A 16,634-nucleotide genomic window follows, 5' to 3' on the forward strand; every position below is an offset into this window, starting at 1 on the left:
GATCCGTCCGCGTACCGCATCACGTCGTAGCCCCCCGGCGCAGGAAAGGCGAGGGGGCGCGTCCACGTGGACGCGCCCCCCTCGGTCCGAGCTTCCGCGGGCTCAGCCCGCCAGTCCCAGTTCCCGTGAGATCAGCATGCGCTGCACCTCGCTCGTGCCCTCGCCGATTTCGAGGATCTTGGAGTCGCGCCACATGCGGGCCACCGGGTACTCGTTCATGAAGCCGTAGCCGCCGTGGATCTGGGTGGCCTCGCGGGCGTTGTCGACCGCGATGGTGGAGGAGTACAGCTTGGCCATGGCCGCCTCCTTCTTGAAGGGTTCGCCGGCGACCAGGCGGTAGGCGGCGTCGCGCCAGGCGAGGCGTGCCGTGTGGGCCTTCGTCTCCATGTCGGCGATCTTGAACTGGATCGCCTGGTTGGCGCCGATCGGCCGGCCGAAGGCGTGCCGCTCCTTGGCGTACTTCACCGACTCGTCCACACAGCCCTGCGCCAGACCCGTCGCGAGGGCGGCGATGGCGATGCGGCCCTCGTCCAGGATGCGCAGGAACTGGGCGTAGCCGCGGCCCTCCTGGCCGAGCAGGTTGGCCGCGGGGACGCGGACGTCCGCGAAGGACAGCTCGCGGGTGTCCGAGGCGTTCCAGCCGACCTTGGAGTACGGCGCCGCGACGGTGAAGCCCGGCGTGCCGGACGGCACGATGATCGCGGAGATCAGCGGCTTGCCGTCGGGCTTGCGGCCGGTGACCGCGGTGACCGTGACCAGCCCGGTGATGTCCGTACCGGAGTTGGTGATGAAGCACTTGGTGCCGTTGATCACCCACTCGTCGGTGTCGGGGTCGAGGCGGGCCGTCGTGCGGGTCCCGCCCGCGTCCGAGCCGCAGTCCGGCTCGGTCAGGCCGAAGCCGCCGAGGATCTCGCCCGCGCACAGTCGGGGCAGCCACTCGCGCTTCTGCTCCTCGGTGCCGAAGAGGTGGATCGGCATCGCGCCCAGCGAGACACCGGCCTCCAGGGTGATCGCCACCGAGGAGTCCACCCGCGCCAGTTCCTCCAGGGCGATGCCGAGCGCCAGGTAGTCGCCGCCCATGCCGCCGTACTCCTCCGGGAACGGCAGCCCGAACAGGCCCATGCGGCCCATCTCGCGGACGATCTCGTACGGGAACTCGTGCCGCTCGTAGAAGTCGCCGATCTTCGGCGCCACGACGTCGTGCGCGAACTCCTCGACCGTACGGCGGAGTTCCTCCAGCTCGGGGCTGAGGCGGTGGTCCATGCTGATCACTGGTCCTTGTGGGAGAGAGCGCGGACGGTACGGGAAGGGCTGGGCCGGTCCAGGTGGGCGGCCATCCACACGCTGGTGGCGGTCAGCCGGTCGAGGTCGACGCCGGTCTCGATGCCGAGGCCGTGCAGCATCCAGACCAGGTCCTCGGTGGCGAGGTTGCCGGTGGCGGACTTGGCGTACGGGCAGCCGCCCAGCCCGCCGGCGGACGCGTCGACCGTCGTCACGCCGTGCTCCAGGGCCGCGTAGGTGTTCGCGAGGGCCTGGCCGTACGTGTCGTGGAAGTGCACGCCGATCTCGTCGGTCGGCACGCCCTCCTCGTTGAGGAGGTTCAGGAGTTCCTGGACGTGTCCGGGGGTGGCCACGCCGATCGTGTCGCCGAGGCTCAGTTCGTCGCAGCCCATGTTCCGCAGGGCGGTGCAGACGCGGGCCACCTGGTGCAGCGGCACCGCGCCCTCCCACGGGTCGCCGAAGCACATGGAGACGTAGCCGCGCACCCGCGCGTCCGCGTCCTTGGCCTGGCGCACCACCGGCTCGAACACCGCGAGGGACTCGTCCAGCGTGCGGTTGAGGTTGGCCTTGGCGAAGGACTCGGTGGCGCTGGCGAACACCGCGATCCGGTCGGCGCCGAGGGCCAGCGCCCGGTCCAGGCCGCGCTGGTTGGGGACCAGGACGGGAAGCTCCACGCCGGGCAGGTCGCGCACCCGCGGGAACAGCTCCTCCGCGTCGGCGAGCTGGGGCACCCACTTGGGGTGCACGAAGCTGGTGGCCTCGATGGTGGTGAGGCCCGCCTCGGCCAGGCGGCGGATGAAGTCCGCCTTCACCTCGGTCGGTACGGCGCCCTTCTCGTTCTGCAGCCCGTCGCGCGCGCCGACCTCGTAGATCCGCACCCGTGCGGGCAGGTCCGACGCCGGTACGACCATGGGCAGCCGATCGGTGCTCACTCCGCCTCCTCCTTCGGCGCGATGACGGCCAGCACCTGGTCCATGGCGACCGTGGTGCCCGGTGTCACGTCCAGCTCGGCGACGGTGCCCGCGTGCGGGGCGGAGACGACGTGCTCCATCTTCATCGCCTCCACCACCAGCAGGCTCTGCCCGGCGACCACGTCGTCCCCGACGGCGACCTTGACGACGGTCACCGTGCCGGGCATCGGCGCGGTCAGCGAGTCGGCGCCCGCGTGGGCCGTCCGGGACAGCGAGTCGGCCACCGGGTCGTGGTCGCGCACCTGCCAGGCGTCGCCGTCCCGGCCGATCCAGTCACCGGCGCGGCGGAAGGTGTGCCGCAGCCCGTCGAGGGTGACGGCCACCGTGTCGCCGGTGACGGTGGCGGTGCCGCGCGGGGTGTACGTCACCGGGTCCTGGACCCGCAGAGGGAAGGCGGGCGGTTTCGGGGTGCCGCCGAGCCGCCAGCCGCTCGGCACCGAGAAGGGGTCGGTCCAGCCCTCGCCGGAGGGCTTCAGCGCCTCCAGGCGTACGGCCGCCGCCGCCTCGTACACCTCCTCGGGCACCTCCGCCGGGACCAGGTCGGCCACGACCCGCTCCACCAGACCGGTGTCCAACTCGCCCGCCACCACGTCCGGATGGGCGAGGAGGCGGCGCAGGAAGCCCGCGTTCGTCTGCACGCCCAGCGTGACCGTCCCGGCCAGTGCCGCCCGGAGCCTGCGCAGCGCGGTCCCGCGGTCGGGACCGTACGCGATCACCTTGGAGAGCATCGGGTCGTACAGGCTGCCGACCTCGGTGCCCTCGCTGAGCCCGGAGTCGGTGCGCACGCCGTCGCCCTCCGGTTCGTCCAGCAGCAGGACCGTGCCGCCGGAGGGGAGGAAGCCGCGGGCGGGGTCCTCGGCGCAGATGCGGGCCTCGATCGCGTGCCCGGTCAGCGTCACGTCCTCCTGGACGAAGCCCAGCGGCTCGCCGGCGGCCACCCGCAGCTGCCACTCCACGAGGTCGAGTCCGGTCACCAACTCCGTGACAGGGTGCTCGACTTGGAGGCGGGTGTTCATCTCCATGAAGTAGTACTGGGAGGGGTCGCTGCCCGGCACGATGAACTCCACCGTGCCCGCGCCCCGGTAGCCGCAGGAGCGGGCCGCCTGCACGGCCGCCTCGCCCATCGCCGCGCGCGTGGCCTCGTCCAGGAGGACGCTGGGCGCCTCCTCGATGATCTTCTGGTGGCGCCGCTGGAGCGAGCACTCGCGCTCGCCGAGGTGCACCACCTGGCCGTGGCCGTCGGCCAGCACCTGGATCTCGATGTGCCGGGGGCGGTCGATCCACCGCTCCACCAGCAGGGTGTCGTCGCCGAAGGAGGCGCGGGCCTCGCGGCGGGCGGCGGCGATCTCCTCGTCCAGGACGGACAGGTCCCGCACCAGGCGCATGCCCTTGCCGCCACCGCCGGCCGAGGGCTTCAGGAGCACGGGCGCGCCCAGCGCGCGGGCGGCTTCGGCCAGGTCGGGGTCGCGTCCGCCGGGGACCACCGGCACCCCGGCGGCCGCCACCGTCTCCTTGGCGCGGATCTTGTCGCCCATCAGCGCGATGGCGTCGGCCGGGGGGCCGATGAAGACGAGGCCCGCCTCCTCGCAGGCCCGCGCGAACGCGGCGTTCTCGGCGAGGAAGCCGTAGCCGGGGTGGACGGCCTGCGCGCCGGTGCGGGCGGCGGCCTCCAGCAGGCGTTCCACCGAGAGGTAGCTCTCGGACGCCGGGGCCGGACCGATCCGGACCGCCGTGTCGGCCTCCCGGACGTGCCGCGCGCCCGCGTCGGCGTCGGAGAAGACCGCCACCGAGCGCACGCCCAGCTCGCGGAGCGTACGGATGACGCGTACGGCGATCTCGCCCCGGTTGGCGACCAGCACTGTGTCGAACACGGTTCCCTCCCTCACATCCGGAAGACGCCGAACTGGGGCTCTCCCAGCGGCGCGTTGGCGCAGGCCGTCAGGGCGAGTCCGAGCACCTGGCGGGTCTCCATCGGGTCGATCACGCCGTCGTCCCACAGCCGGGCCGTCGCGTAGTAGGCGTTGCCCTGGGTCTCGTACTGCGCGCGGATCGGCGCCTTGAAGGTCTCCTCGTCCTCGGCGGACCAGGTCTCGCCGCGACCCTCCAGCTGGTCGCGCTTGACCGTGGCGAGGACGCTGGCGGCCTGCTCGCCGCCCATCACGGAGATCTTGGCGTTGGGCCACATCCACAGGAAGCGGGGGGAGTAGGCCCGGCCGCACATCGAGTAGTTGCCCGCGCCGTACGAACCGCCCACCACGACGGTCAGCTTGGGCACGCGGGTGCAGGCCACCGCGGTGACCATCTTGGCGCCGTGCTTGGCGATGCCGCCCGCCTCGTAGTCCTTGCCGACCATGAAGCCGGAGATGTTCTGGAGGAACACCAGCGGGATGCCGCGCTGGTCGCACAGCTCGATGAAGTGCGCGCCCTTCTGGGCGGACTCGGAGAAGAGGATGCCGTTGTTGGCGACGATCCCGACCGGGTGCCCGTGGATCCGGGCGAAACCGGTGACGAGCGTCTGGCCGTACTCGCTCTTGAACTCGGCGAACCGGGAGCCGTCGACGACGCGCGCGATGATCTCCCGGACGTCGTACGGGGTGCGGGAGTCGACCGGCACCGCGCCGTACAGCCCGGCCGGGTCCACCTTCGGTTCGACGGCCGGGGCGACCTCCCAGGGCGGCGACTGCCGGGCCGGAAGGGTGGCGACGATGTTCCGGACGATCCGCAGCGCGTGCGCGTCGTCCTCCGCGAGGTGGTCGGTGACGCCGGAGATCCGGGAGTGGACCTCGCCGCCGCCCAGCTCCTCCGCCGTGACCACCTCGCCGGTGGCCGCCTTCACCAGCGGGGGGCCGCCCAGGAAGATGGTGCCCTGGCCGCGGACGATGACCGCTTCGTCGCTCATCGCCGGGACGTACGCGCCGCCCGCGGTGCAGGAGCCGAGGACGGCCGCGATCTGCGGGATGCCGGCGCCGGACATCCGGGCCTGGTTGTAGAAGATCCGCCCGAAGTGCTCGCGGTCCGGGAAGACCTCGTCCTGCATCGGCAGGAAGGCGCCGCCGGAGTCGACCAGGTAGACGCAGGGCAGCCGGTTGTCGAGGGCCACCTCCTGGGCGCGCAGATGCTTCTTGACCGTCATCGGGTAGTACGTGCCGCCCTTGACGGTCGCGTCGTTGGCGACGATCACGCACTCGCGCCCGCTGACCCGGCCGATCCCGGCGATCACACCGGCGGCCGGCGCCTGCCCGTCGTACAGCCCGTCGGCCGCGAGCGGGGCGAGCTCCAGGAACGGCGAGCCCGGATCGAGCAGGGTGTCGACCCTGTCCCTCGGCAGCAGCTTGCCGCGCGCGGTGTGCCGGGCGCGCGCCCGCTCCCCGCCGCCGAGCGCCGCCGCGGCGAGCTTGTCGCGCAGCTCCCCGACCAGCGCCAGATGGGCCTGTTCATTGGCCCGCCAGGCATCCGACGCGGGCTCGGCCGTGCTCCGGAGTTCCGGTGCCTCCTGCATCCTGCGGTCCCCTCACCCGGTGCTCGAACCGGTTAATGAGCGTTAACCATTTCCTTCAGGTTAACGACCGCTAACCTCGCTGTCTAGAATTGTCTTCATGGCCAGAACCGACGCCCCCACCCGCCGCGAACAGATCCTCAAGGAGGCCGCCCGCCTCTTCGCCGAGCGCGGCTTCCACGGCGTCGGCGTGGACGAGATAGGGGCGGCGGTCGGCATCAGCGGTCCCGGCCTGTACCGGCACTTCCCCGGCAAGGACGCGATGCTCGCCGAACTACTCGTCGGCATCAGCGGCCAGCTGCTCACCGGGGCCCGGCGGCGGCTCGCGGAGGCCGACGGGGACGGGCACGCCACTGCGGTCCTGGACTCCCTGATCGAGGGCCACATCGACTTCGCGCTGGACGACCGGCCGCTGATCACCCTGCACGACCGCGAGCTGGACCGGCTGCGCGACAGCGACCGCAAGCTGGTGCGCCAGCTCCAGCGGCAGTACGTGGAGCTGTGGGTGGGTGTGGTCCGCGAGGTCCACCCGCCGCTCACCGAGCCCGCCGCGCGCTCCGCCGTCCACTCCGTCTTCGGCCTGCTCAACTCCACCCCCCACCTGGGCCGCGCCGGCACGCTTCCCGGCCGGGGGGCGACGGCGGAACTGCTGCACCGGATGGCACGGGCGGCGTTCGAGGCGGCGGGGGGCGCGTAGCGGGCACCGCGGCCCTGGGGGCGCCGTGGGGCACGTCGCGCAGCTGCCGCACGGAGCGACCCGCGCCCCGCCCCGGCCTGCCGTTCCCGGCCGCACGCCCCCGCCCCCGACCGGCCGTCTCTGCGCGCATCCCGGCCCCGGTCGGTCGTCCCGGCGTCTGCCCCTGCCCCCAGTCGGCCGTTCCGGCAGGCGGCCCTGCCTCCGGTCGGTCGTCCCGGTGTCCGCCCCTGCCTTCGGTCGGTCGTTCCGGCGTCTGCTCCTGCCCCCAGTCGGCCGTTCCGGCAGGCGGCCCTGCCTCCGGCCTGCCGTCCCGGCGTCTGCCCCTGCCTCCCGGCCTGCCGTCCCGGCGTCTGCCCCTGCCTCCGGCCTGCCGTCCCGGCGTCTGCCCCTGCCTCCGGCCTGCCGCCCCGCCCCCACCCGGCCGCTCCGGCGTACATCCCCGCCCCCGGTCGGCCCTCCCAAGCGCACGCCCCGCCCCCGTCTCGTCCCCGGCGTGACGAGCGTTACGGCCTTCCGCCCCTGGACGCCCTCCCTACCCGCCGGTACGCTCGGGTGAGCAAGCGCTTAGACATGCCCCTTGCCGGCATGCCCGAGGTACGTGGAGGTGGACGGCGTGCGCCGTACGGTGTTCAACGAGGATCACGAGGCGTTCCGGGAGACCCTGCGCGCCTTCATCGAGGCCGAGGTCGTACCGGTGTACGACGAGTGGTTCGCGGCTGGCCAGGCGCCCCGCGACTTCTACTACAAGCTCGGCGAGCTGGGCATCTTCGGCATCAACGTGCCCGAGGAGTTCGGCGGCGCGGGCATGGACAGCCACAAGTTCGAGGCCGTCCTCTACGAGGAGACCGCCCGCGCGGGCGTCCAGTTCGGCGGCTCCGGCGTGCACGTGCTGCTCGCTCTGCCGTACATCAAGATGCTGGCCACCGACGAGCAGAAGAAGCGCTACCTGCCGAAGTTCGTCACCGGCGAGGAGATGTGGGCCATCGCGATGACGGAGCCGGGCACCGGTTCCGACCTCGCGGGCATGAAGTCCACCGCCCGGCTCAGCGAGGACGGCACCCACTACGTCCTCAACGGCGCCAAGACCTTCATCACCGGCGGCGTGCACGCCGACCGCGTGATCGTGTGCGCCCGCACCGCCGCGCCCACCGCCGAGGACCGCCGCCACGGCATCTCCCTGTTCGCGGTGGACACCAAGTCCGAGGGCTACTCCGTCGGCCGCAAGCTGGACAAGCTCGGTCTGAAGACCTCCGACACCGCCGAGCTGGCCTTCGTGGACGTCAAGGTCCCCGTCGAGGACCTGCTGGGCGAGGAGAACAAGGGCTTCTACTACCTCGGCCACAACCTGGCCTCCGAGCGCTGGGGCATCGCCTTCGGCGCCTACGCGCAGGCCAAGGCCGCCGTCCGGTTCGCCAAGCAGTACGTGCAGGAGCGCACCGTCTTCGGCAAGCCGGTCGCCCACTTCCAGAACACCAAGTTCGAGCTGGCCGCCTGCCAGGCCGAGGTGGACGCCGCCGAGGCCGTCGCCGACCGCGCCACCGAGGCCCTGGACGCCGGCGAGCTGACCCCCGCAGAGGCCGCCTCCGCCAAGCTGTTCTGCACCGAGGTCGCCCACCGCGTCATCGACCGCTGCCTCCAGCTGCACGGCGGCTACGGGTACATGAACGAGTACCCGATCGCCCGCCTGTACGCGGACAACCGCGTCAACCGCATCTACGGCGGCACCAGCGAGATCATGAAGACGATCATCGCCAAGGACATGGGCCTGTAAGGTCCCGCGATCACTGGCCGGTACAGACCCGTCATGAGCCAGGCACTCCAGGACCTCCTCGATCTGCTCGACCTCGAACAGATCGAGGAGGACATCTACCGCGGCCGGTCCCGCTCCGCCGTCGTACCCCGCGTCTTCGGCGGGCAGGTCGCGGCGCAGGCCATGGTCGCCGCCGGGCGCACGGTCCCCGCGGACCGCCCCGCCCACTCCCTGCACGCCTACTTCCTGCGCCCCGGCGACCCCGGCGCGCCCATCGTCTACACCGTCGACCGCATCCGCGACGGCCGGTCCTTCACCACCCGCCGCGTGGTCGCCGTCCAGCACGGCAAGCCGATCTTCCACCTCTCGGCGTCCTTCCAGACGTACGAGGAGGGCCTCGACCACCAGGTGCCGATGCCCCCCGCGCCCGACCCGGCGACCCTGCCCACCTCCCAGGAGCGGCTGCACGGCTACGCCCATCTCGCGCCCGAGGTGGTGGCACGCTTCCTGGAGGCGCGCGAGGCGGTCGACCTCAGATACGTGGACGAGCCGCCGTACGGCCGCTTCGGCGAGCCGCGCGAGCCGCACAGCCAAGTGTGGTTCCGGACCAACGGCAAGGTGGACGACGACCCCGCCCCGGACTCCGTCTGGGGCGACCCCCAGCTGCACGTCGTCCTCGCCACCTATGTCTCCGACATGACCCTGCTCGACTCCGTGCTGCTCGCGCACGGCCGCGGCGGCTGGGCGGTCGGCGACGTGGTGGGGGCCTCCCTGGACCACGCGATGTGGTTCCACCGCCCCTTCCGCGCCGACGAATGGCTGCTGTACGACCAGGAGTCGCCGTCCGCGCACGGCGGCCGCGGCCTCGGCCAGGCCCGCATATACACCCGTGACGGGCGGCTCGCCATCACCGTCATCCAGGAGGGCGTCGTCCGCGTCCCGCGCCCACCGGATGGCAACCCGGTTTGCTGAGGTGCCAAGCGGCGGGTGCGGTACTAGGCTCAATGAGTGAAAGCCGCGAGTGCACGGTAGGAGCGGCCGACGAGGTTGCGGGACACCTCCGACCTCAGCCGCGGTACCTGATGACGCGCCAGCGTCCGGGTGGGCCGCAGGCGTCGACCGTGCAGACGTGCCGTGTACGCACGATCTCTCGCGGTGATATCCGAAGACCGTGCCGCGCGTCCCTCCGCGCGGCGGCGGCCATCCGCCTCGTGTGTCCCTCCGGGGGCCGCGAGAGACGATGGAAGGTAATTCCCATGCGAGCAACACGCACGCGGCGCCTTGTTGCGCTGTCCGCCACCGGCCTGCTGCTGGCAGGCGGGGCCGCGATCGGCGTGGCGGGCACCGCCTCGGCGAGCCCGTCCAACGTTCACAGCTCCTACAGCAGCGACTGGGGCGGCGGCCACGGAGACCACGGCCGCGGCGGATACGGCGGCTGGTGGGGCAACGACGACGGCGACTGGGGCTACGGCGGCTACGGCGGCTACGGCCACGGTGGCTATGGCGGCTATGGCGGCTACGGAGGCGACCACGGTGGTGGCGGCTACGGAGGCGACCACGGTGGCGGAGGCTACGGAGGCGGCCACGGTGGCGGAGGCTACGGAGGCGGCCACGGTGGCGGAGGCCACGGCGGCGGCGGAGGCCACGGTGGTGGCGGAGGCCACGGTGGTGGCGGTCGCTGAGCCAGGTCCCGATTCGATGTGACAGTATGTGCGGCCCCGCGTGCGGGGCCGCACATACTGTCGTCTCCGGGCCGGTTCGCCCCTGACGAACCCTATTGGTCCAGATCGGCCAGACCGGCGCCGGCCAGCAGATACGCGGTCATCGGATCGTAGTGGCGCGGGCTGACCACGTGGTCGTCCAGCGGCACGGCGACCTGGAGGGTGCCCTCGGACTCGGCGAGGAACAGCGCGGGGTCGTTGCAGTCGGCGTAGCCGACCGCGTCCAGGCCGTGCTGCGCGGCGTACCCGGCCCAGCCGTGGTCGGCGACCACCAGGTCGGGCAGCGGCCGCCCGCTCTGCTCAAGTCCCGTGAGAATGGCCCGCATGGGCGCCCCGGAGTGGGTGTGCCAGAGCGTCGCCCCGTGCTCCAGGACGGCCACGTCCGCGAACTGCATGACGTACCCCTCGTCCGTCCGCAGCCCGTCCGGGACGACGACGATCTCGCAGCCGGCGGCGCGCAGCGCGGCGGCCGTGGCCCGGTGCACATCCAGCAGCCCGCCCGGATGCCCGGTCGCGAACAGCACCCGCTCACGCCCCTCGGCCGCCTTGCGCAGCCGCGCCGCGAGCCGGTCCAGGGCGTCCACGGTCAGTTCCGGGTCGATGGTGTCCTGGCCGTACCGGTACTCCGGGTCGTCGTTGACCCCCACCCGCTCGGCCATCACCGCGAGCACGTCCTGCTCGTCCGCCCAGCGCTCGCCCAGCTCCAGACCGAGCCAGAAGTTGCGGTCCCCGTTGGCCAGCAGGCGGTAGTGGGAGAGGTTGTTCTCGCGGGGCGTGGCGACGTCCCCCGCGATACGGGTCCTCACCAGGTGGTCGACGAGCTGGGCGCGGCTGGGTGTCCCGGATATCGGCATGGCATCCATTGTGGGGCAGCCCGGCGCGGGCGGCCCCGTGGTTCCGCCCGCTGGGACGGGCGTCACGCTCCTGCACAGGCGGCGGCCGGCGGCGTCAGGCGTGCCGCAGCGCGAACCACAACTCCATGCGGACGTCCGGGTCGTCCAGGTCGGCGCCGAGCAGCAGGGCGGCGCGGGCGACGCGTTGACGCACGGTGTTGCGGTGTACTCCCAGGGCCACCGCGGTGCGGTCCCAACTGCCGTGCAGCGACAGCCAGGTACGCAGGGTGTCCACGAGGGCGGGTCCCGCGGCCAGCGGCGCGAGCAGTGCCTCGGCGCGGGCCCGCGCCTCCGCCTCGGGCACCAGCTCGGACAGCCCGTGCCGGGCACCGCGCCCGGTGCCGTGCCGGACCAGCGGGACGCGGGTCGCGCGGGCGCGGGCCAGCGCGCGGGCCGCCCGGGCGTCGGCGGCCGGCCAGCCGGCGGGGCCCGCGGGCGCGCTGACCCCGAGCGTCCAGCCGGGCACCGGGGCGGGTTCCCGGTGGGCGGGCACGAGGACCCGTACGAACTCCCCGTCCGTGTCGACCAGGGGGGAGCCCAGGGCGGTGCCGAGGGCGGCGGCGGCCACGGCGTCCGGCGCCCCCCGCTCGGGCCGGGCGTGTACGACGATCCGCTCGCCGTCCCCCGTCTCGCCCCCGGTGCCCTCGCCCGCGCCATCGCCGGTGCCGAGCAGCGGCGCGACCTCCTCCGGCGTCGCCCCGAGCAGCAGCCGTACCAGCGCGGAGGACCGGGCGGCCCCGGCGCCGCTGTGGTGCTCCCCGGTCAGCAGCGACAGCAGCACCGCCCCGACGGAGGCGATGGTGTGGTCCCCGCCCTCGCGGCGCCCGGCGGCGACGCCGAGCACGAAGCCCTCGCCGGAGCCGAGGGCGTAGGCGGACAGATGGGCGCCGCCGGCGGTGTCGGTGGCGGAAGCGGGCCGGGGCGGGCCGCCGGGGGAGGGCGCGGTGGGGCCGGCCGGGTGGGTGGGCGCGCGGGTCCGTCCGGTCGGGCGTACCACTGCGGCCAGCTCGCGCAGCGCCTTCCCGGCGGCGGGCGCGGGTGCCCGGCCCGCCGACGCGATGGCGGTGCCGTCGGGGCCGTAGAGCACCGCGTGCCCGCCGAGCCGCTGGGCCAGCCGGCGCAGCACGGACGGCACCGGGTCGGGGTGGGCCGCGGCCGCGGCGAGGCTCTGCTGGGCCTCGGTGACCCGGCGCAGTTCGGCGAGCCGGGCCTGCGCCATCAGCTGCCACACCGCACGGGCCACGCCCGAGAAGGTGGTCCCCGGCGGGACCTCCAGCAGCGGCAGCCCGTGGGTGTCGCAGGCGGCCACCAGGGCGTCCGGCACCCTGTCGTGCACCGGGGCGAGCCCGAAGCCGAGGGCGGCGCCGCCCGCGGCGACGACGCGGGCGACGTAGGCGTCGAAGAAGGCGTCCGGCGACGGGGCGTCGGGGAACTGGACCCCCGCCGTCAGGAGCAGTTCGCCGCCGAGGAGATAGGGGAGGGGGTCCGCCATCTCGGAGGTGTGCGCCCAGTGGACGACGACGTCCGGGCCGGTCGGACCGGCGAGCTGGCGCAGGGCGAGGTCGTCGCGGGCGAGGAGAGCGGAGAGGGGGACGGGTGGGGTGGGCGGGACGGGGGTGGCGGCAGGGGAAGCGGCCGGGGCGGGGGCGGCCGGGGTGCCCGGAGCGGCCGGGGCCGTGCGGCTCGTATCCCCCCTGGTGTCGGCCATGGTGTGCACTTCCTCCACTCCATATCCCCTGTATGGATAAAACGTACACTTCGTCGTGGCTGCCCGGCCACCTAGTGTCGATCCCAGGCAGTCAGGAAGCAGGAAAGAAGGCACACCCATGAGCAGCAACGAGACGCCCCGCGGCCCCGTCGACTCCTCCCGCGTCCCCCGGTACGCCGGCCCCGCGACCTTCGCCCGGCTGCCCCGCCTGGACGAGGTCGGCAGCGCCGATGTCGCCGTGGTGGGCGTGCCCTTCGACTCCGGCGTCTCCTACCGGCCCGGCGCCCGCTTCGGCGGCAACGCGATCCGCGAGGCGTCCCGGCTGCTGCGCCCCTACAACCCCGCGCAGGACGCCTCCCCCTTCGCGCTCGCGCAGGTCGCGGACGGCGGCGACATCGCGGTGAACCCGTTCAACATCAACGAGGCCGTCGAGACGATCGAGGCCGCGGCGGACGACCTGCTGGGCACCGGCGCCCGCCTGATGACCCTGGGCGGCGACCACACCATCGCGCTGCCGCTGCTGCGCTCGGTGGCGAAGAAGCACGGCCCGGTCGCGCTGCTGCACTTCGACGCCCACCTGGACACCTGGGACACGTACTTCGGCGCCGAGTACACGCACGGCACGCCGTTCCGCCGCGCGGTGGAGGAGGGCATCCTCGACACCTCCGCCCTCTCGCACGTGGGCACGCGCGGCCCGCTGTACGGCAAGCAGGACCTCACCGACGACGAGAAGATGGGCTTCGGCATCGTCACCTCGGCGGACGTCTACCGCCGGGGCGCCGACGAGGTGGCCGACCAGCTCCGCCAGCGCATCGGAGACCGCCCGCTGTACATCTCCATCGACATCGACTGCCTTGACCCGGCGCACGCCCCCGGCACGGGCACGCCGGAGGCGGGCGGCATGACCTCGCGCGAGCTGCTGGAGATCCTGCGCGGCCTGGCGTCCTGCAACCTGGTCTCGGCGGACGTGGTGGAGGTCGCCCCGGCCTACGACCACGCCGAGATCACGTCCGTGGCGGCCTCCCACACGGCGTACGAACTGACCACCATCATGTCCCGCCAGATCGCGGCGGCCCGGAAGGACGCGTAACCGACGTGACGCACGACCACGACCTGGTACTCCGCCCGACCGCCGCCCAGCGGGAGGCCGCGCTGAACCCGCCCGCCGGACGCGTCGGCGGAGACCTGGTCGTGGAGACCCTGGCCGGGCTCGGCGCGACGACCGTCTTCGGCCTGCCCGGCCAGCACGCGCTGGGGATGTTCGACGCCCTGCGCAGGTCCTCCCTCCGGTATGTGGGCCTGCGGGTGGAGAACAACGCGGGCTTCGCGGCGGACGCGTACGGCCGGATCACCGGCGAGGCCGCGCCGCTGCTCCTGTCCACCGGTCCCGGCGCGCTGACCTCGCTGGCCGCGCTCCAGGAAGCGGCCTCCGCCTCCGCGCCGGTCCTCGCGATCAGCAGCCAGATCCCGTCGGCCGGCCTGGGCGGTGGCCGCCACGGCTATCTCCATGAACTCCCCGACCAGGCCGCGTCGTTCCGGGGTGTGGTCAAGTCGGTGCACACGGTCCGCTCCCAGTCCCAGATCCCCTCGGCGATCGCCGCGGCCTGGAAGTCCGCGCTGACGGCCCCGCACGGCCCGGTGTGGGTGGAGATCCCCCAGGACATGCTGGCCGCGCCGGCGTCGCTGCCGGTGGTGACGGCGATGGACGCGACCCCGGACGACCTGGCTCCGCGCCCCGAACTGACCGCCGTGGCAGCCGAGTTGCTGTCCCACGCCGTCCGCCCGGCGATCATCGCGGGCGGCGGCGTCGTACGCTCCGACGCCTCGGGCAAGCTGCGGCGGCTCGCGGAGCTGCTGGACGCCCCGGTGGTGACGACGTACGGCGGCAAGGGCGCGTTCCCCTGGGAGCACCCGCTGTCCCTCCAGTCCTGGATGGAAGACCGCCATACGACCGACTTCCTGGAAGACGCCGACGTCCTCCTGGTCGTGGGCTCGGGTCTGGGTGAACTCTCCTCGAACTACCACACGTTCAGGCCCCGCGGCCGGGTGATCCAGATCGAGGCGGACCTCGGCAAACTGGAGTCGAACCACCCCGCGCTCGGCATCCACGCGGACGCCCGCCTGGCACTCCAGGCCCTCCTGGAAACGGCGGCGGAACGCCACGACCCGGAGGCACCGGAGCGCGTCCGCTCCCTCCTGTCCCGCGTCTCGGACCGCATCGCGGCCCAGGAACTGACCCTGGAGCAGTCGCTGTTGACCGCCGTCCGCCGGGCACTGCCGGCCCGCGCCCCGTCCTTCTGGGACATGACGATCCTGTCCTACTGGGCGTGGTGCGCCTTCGACCCCCGCGGCACGAACCTGATGCACTCGGCCCAGGGCTCGGGCGGCCTCGGCTACGCCTTCCCGGCGGCCCTGGGCGCGGCGGTCGCCGACCCCACCCACCCGGTCCTCGCGGTCTCCGGCGACGGCGGCGCCCTCTACTCCCTCGCCGAACTGGCCACGGCCCGCCAGCACGACCTCCCCGTCACCTGGCTGATCGTCGACGACGGCGGCTACGGCATCCTGCGCGAGTACATGACGGATGCCTTCGGCGAGCCGACGGCCACGGACCTGTCCCGCCCCGACTACGCGGCCCTCGCGGAATCCTTCGGCGTCCCGGCGGTACGCACGACCCCGGAGACCCTGGAAAGCGACCTGGCGAAGGCACTCGGCACGCCGGGCCCGTCGGTGGTGGTGCTGCCGGCGGTACTGCGAATGTTCGCGCCGACGCACTTGGGCCAGCCGGAAGGGCGGTAGTTCGGCCCAGCCGTCCTTGCCGCTGCTATACGGGCGAGGAAACCGGCCCCGACGCTCGGCGAGCGCGTCGACGACGACGAGACCGCGCCCGCGTTCGTCGTCAACCGTTGCCGTTCTCGGTCGGGGCGCCGCAAGATTGGCGTCGGCGACCTCGACTCGCAGCCGCCCGTCGTATTGCGCGACACGCACGCCGATCTGTCGGCCGAGCGGATTCCGCGCGTGCTGGATCCGCCAATTCTCCTCGGCCATGCCGGGAATGACGGGGGGCTGGGGTGAGCTGCGATCCGACACGAGTACCTCCGGGGTGTTCGCCGCCAGTAGGGACCCTCACGACTGCACATCTCTAGAGATGTAACTCTTCCGTGTGAGTGCCGGTGCCGTCGCCGCTCCTAGGATGTCCAGGGATCCTCAGGAGGAGAGGTCTGGATGAGCGGCCGGGAGACGGGGCGGCAGCCCACGTACCCAGCGCATCGCGGCTGAGCTGCGGGCCGCCGTCGAGGCCGGGCGGTACGGTCCCGGAGACCGGCTGCCCGGTGAGAACGACCTGATGGCCGAACACGGCGTCGCCCGTATGACGGCCTGCCAGGCACTCGGTCTGCTCCAGGCGGAGGGCATCGCCGAAGCCCGCAAGAGCGCCGGTGTGTTCGTGCGGGACTTCCGGCCGATCCGGCGTCGTGGCATCGAGCGGCTCGCGCGGGCGGGGTGGGGCGAGGGGCGGTCCGTCTGGGCGGCGGATGCCGAAGGGCGGGAACTCACCGTCGATTCCGTCGAGGTGACGCACGAGGTCGCGGCGGACTCCGTTGCCGCGGTCATGGGGCTGGACGAGGCCGCGCGTCTCTGCGTCCGCCGCCGTCGCTTCGTCCTCGACGGCAAGCCGGTGCTGCTGTCCACCTCCTGCCTGCCGGCCGACCTCGTCACGGGCACCCCGATCACCCGGCCGGACACCGGCCCCGGCGGCGTCTACGCCCGCCTGGCCGACCTCGGCCACGCGCCCGTCCGCTTCCGCGAGGAACTCCGCTCCCGCATGCCCGACCAGCACGAGGCCGCCCGCCTGTCCCTGCCACCCGGCATCCCCGTGATCCACCTCGCCCGCACGGCCTTCGACGCGGAGGAGCGGGTCGTCGAGGTCAACGAGATGATCCTCGACTCCGCCGCGTATGTGCTGGAGTACGACTTCGAGGCGTGAGCCGTCAGTCGCCGAGTTGGCGGTTCACACGAGCGAGACGCTCCTCACGCGCCCACCGCCTGATCCGCGGCCGATCCGCCGGCCCACCGAGCCACCGGGCCGCCCGGTCACCTCGGCAGGTCGGGGAACTTCTTC

Annotated in this window: 13 protein-coding genes; 7 read left to right on the forward strand and 6 right to left on the reverse strand. The window is 73.2% G+C overall.

Annotated elements, in window-relative coordinates; genetic code table 11:
* Positions 1–102: 102 nt before the first annotated feature.
* From ACZ7EC_RS05440 to ACZ7EC_RS05455, 4 genes are read right to left on the reverse strand one after another with little or no spacing between them, the layout of a single operon-like run.
* Positions 103–1,263 carry an acyl-CoA dehydrogenase family protein gene (locus ACZ7EC_RS05440; protein ID WP_471058340.1) on the reverse strand — a complete coding sequence of 387 codons (1,161 nt, stop codon included), beginning with the start codon at positions 1,261–1,263 and terminating at the stop codon, positions 103–105.
* 5 nt (positions 1,264–1,268) lie between these two features.
* Positions 1,269–2,192, reverse strand: coding sequence for a hydroxymethylglutaryl-CoA lyase (locus ACZ7EC_RS05445; RefSeq protein WP_471059725.1), 924 nt, complete (start codon positions 2,190–2,192; stop codon positions 1,269–1,271).
* A 17-nt stretch (positions 2,193–2,209) separates the two neighbouring features.
* Positions 2,210–4,123 carry an acetyl/propionyl/methylcrotonyl-CoA carboxylase subunit alpha gene (locus ACZ7EC_RS05450; protein WP_471058343.1) on the reverse strand — a complete coding sequence of 638 codons (1,914 nt, stop codon included), beginning with the start codon at positions 4,121–4,123 and terminating at the stop codon, positions 2,210–2,212.
* Between the two features lie 11 nt (positions 4,124–4,134).
* A complete protein-coding gene (locus ACZ7EC_RS05455) occupies positions 4,135–5,751 on the reverse strand; it encodes a carboxyl transferase domain-containing protein (protein WP_471058346.1) in 1,617 nt (538 codons plus the stop codon).
* Positions 5,752–5,848: 97 nt separating this feature from the next.
* On the opposite strand from ACZ7EC_RS05455, the gene ACZ7EC_RS05460 reads away from it, so the two are divergent.
* The 4 genes from ACZ7EC_RS05460 to ACZ7EC_RS05475 all read left to right on the forward strand — a co-directional run bounded on the left by ACZ7EC_RS05460 (position 5,849) and on the right by ACZ7EC_RS05475 (position 9,877).
* Positions 5,849–6,445, forward strand: a complete 597-nt coding sequence (locus ACZ7EC_RS05460; RefSeq protein WP_471058349.1) for an SACE_7040 family transcriptional regulator — start codon at positions 5,849–5,851, stop codon at positions 6,443–6,445.
* A 613-nt stretch (positions 6,446–7,058) separates the two neighbouring features.
* Positions 7,059–8,216, forward strand: coding sequence for an acyl-CoA dehydrogenase family protein (locus ACZ7EC_RS05465; RefSeq protein ID WP_449195343.1), 1,158 nt, complete (start codon positions 7,059–7,061; stop codon positions 8,214–8,216).
* Between the two features lie 33 nt (positions 8,217–8,249).
* Positions 8,250–9,167: an acyl-CoA thioesterase gene (locus tag ACZ7EC_RS05470; RefSeq protein WP_471058353.1), complete on the forward strand. Its 918-nt coding sequence runs from the start codon at positions 8,250–8,252 to the stop codon at positions 9,165–9,167.
* 284 nt (positions 9,168–9,451) lie between these two features.
* A complete protein-coding gene (locus tag ACZ7EC_RS05475) occupies positions 9,452–9,877 on the forward strand; it encodes a hypothetical protein (RefSeq protein ID WP_471058356.1) in 426 nt (141 codons plus the stop codon).
* 92 nt (positions 9,878–9,969) lie between these two features.
* On the opposite strand, the gene ACZ7EC_RS05480 is transcribed toward ACZ7EC_RS05475, so the two are convergent.
* Positions 9,970–10,770: a phosphatase gene (locus tag ACZ7EC_RS05480; protein WP_471058359.1), complete on the reverse strand. Its 801-nt coding sequence runs from the start codon at positions 10,768–10,770 to the stop codon at positions 9,970–9,972.
* A 94-nt stretch (positions 10,771–10,864) separates the two neighbouring features.
* The gene (locus ACZ7EC_RS05485) at positions 10,865–12,517 is read right to left on the reverse strand and encodes a PucR family transcriptional regulator (protein ID WP_471058362.1); all 1,653 of its coding nucleotides are present in this window, start codon (positions 12,515–12,517) and stop codon (positions 10,865–10,867) included.
* A 118-nt stretch (positions 12,518–12,635) separates the two neighbouring features.
* Here ACZ7EC_RS05485 and speB point away from each other — a divergent pair, with 118 nt between their 5' ends.
* The 3 genes from speB to ACZ7EC_RS05500 all read left to right on the forward strand — a co-directional run bounded on the left by speB (position 12,636) and on the right by ACZ7EC_RS05500 (position 16,499).
* On the forward strand, positions 12,636–13,607 hold the full coding sequence (speB, locus tag ACZ7EC_RS05490) for an agmatinase (RefSeq protein ID WP_397985833.1): 972 nt from the start codon (positions 12,636–12,638) through the stop codon (positions 13,605–13,607).
* A 5-nt stretch (positions 13,608–13,612) separates the two neighbouring features.
* The gene (locus ACZ7EC_RS05495) at positions 13,613–15,313 is read left to right on the forward strand and encodes a thiamine pyrophosphate-binding protein (RefSeq protein ID WP_471058366.1); all 1,701 of its coding nucleotides are present in this window, start codon (positions 13,613–13,615) and stop codon (positions 15,311–15,313) included.
* A gap of 469 nt (positions 15,314–15,782) precedes the next feature.
* Positions 15,783–16,499 (forward strand): GntR family transcriptional regulator, encoded by a 717-nt coding sequence (locus ACZ7EC_RS05500; protein ID WP_471059727.1) that lies wholly within the window; start codon positions 15,783–15,785, stop codon positions 16,497–16,499.
* Positions 16,500–16,634: the final 135 nt, after the last annotated feature.

The organism is Streptomyces sp. NPDC037203 (assembly GCF_055605065.1).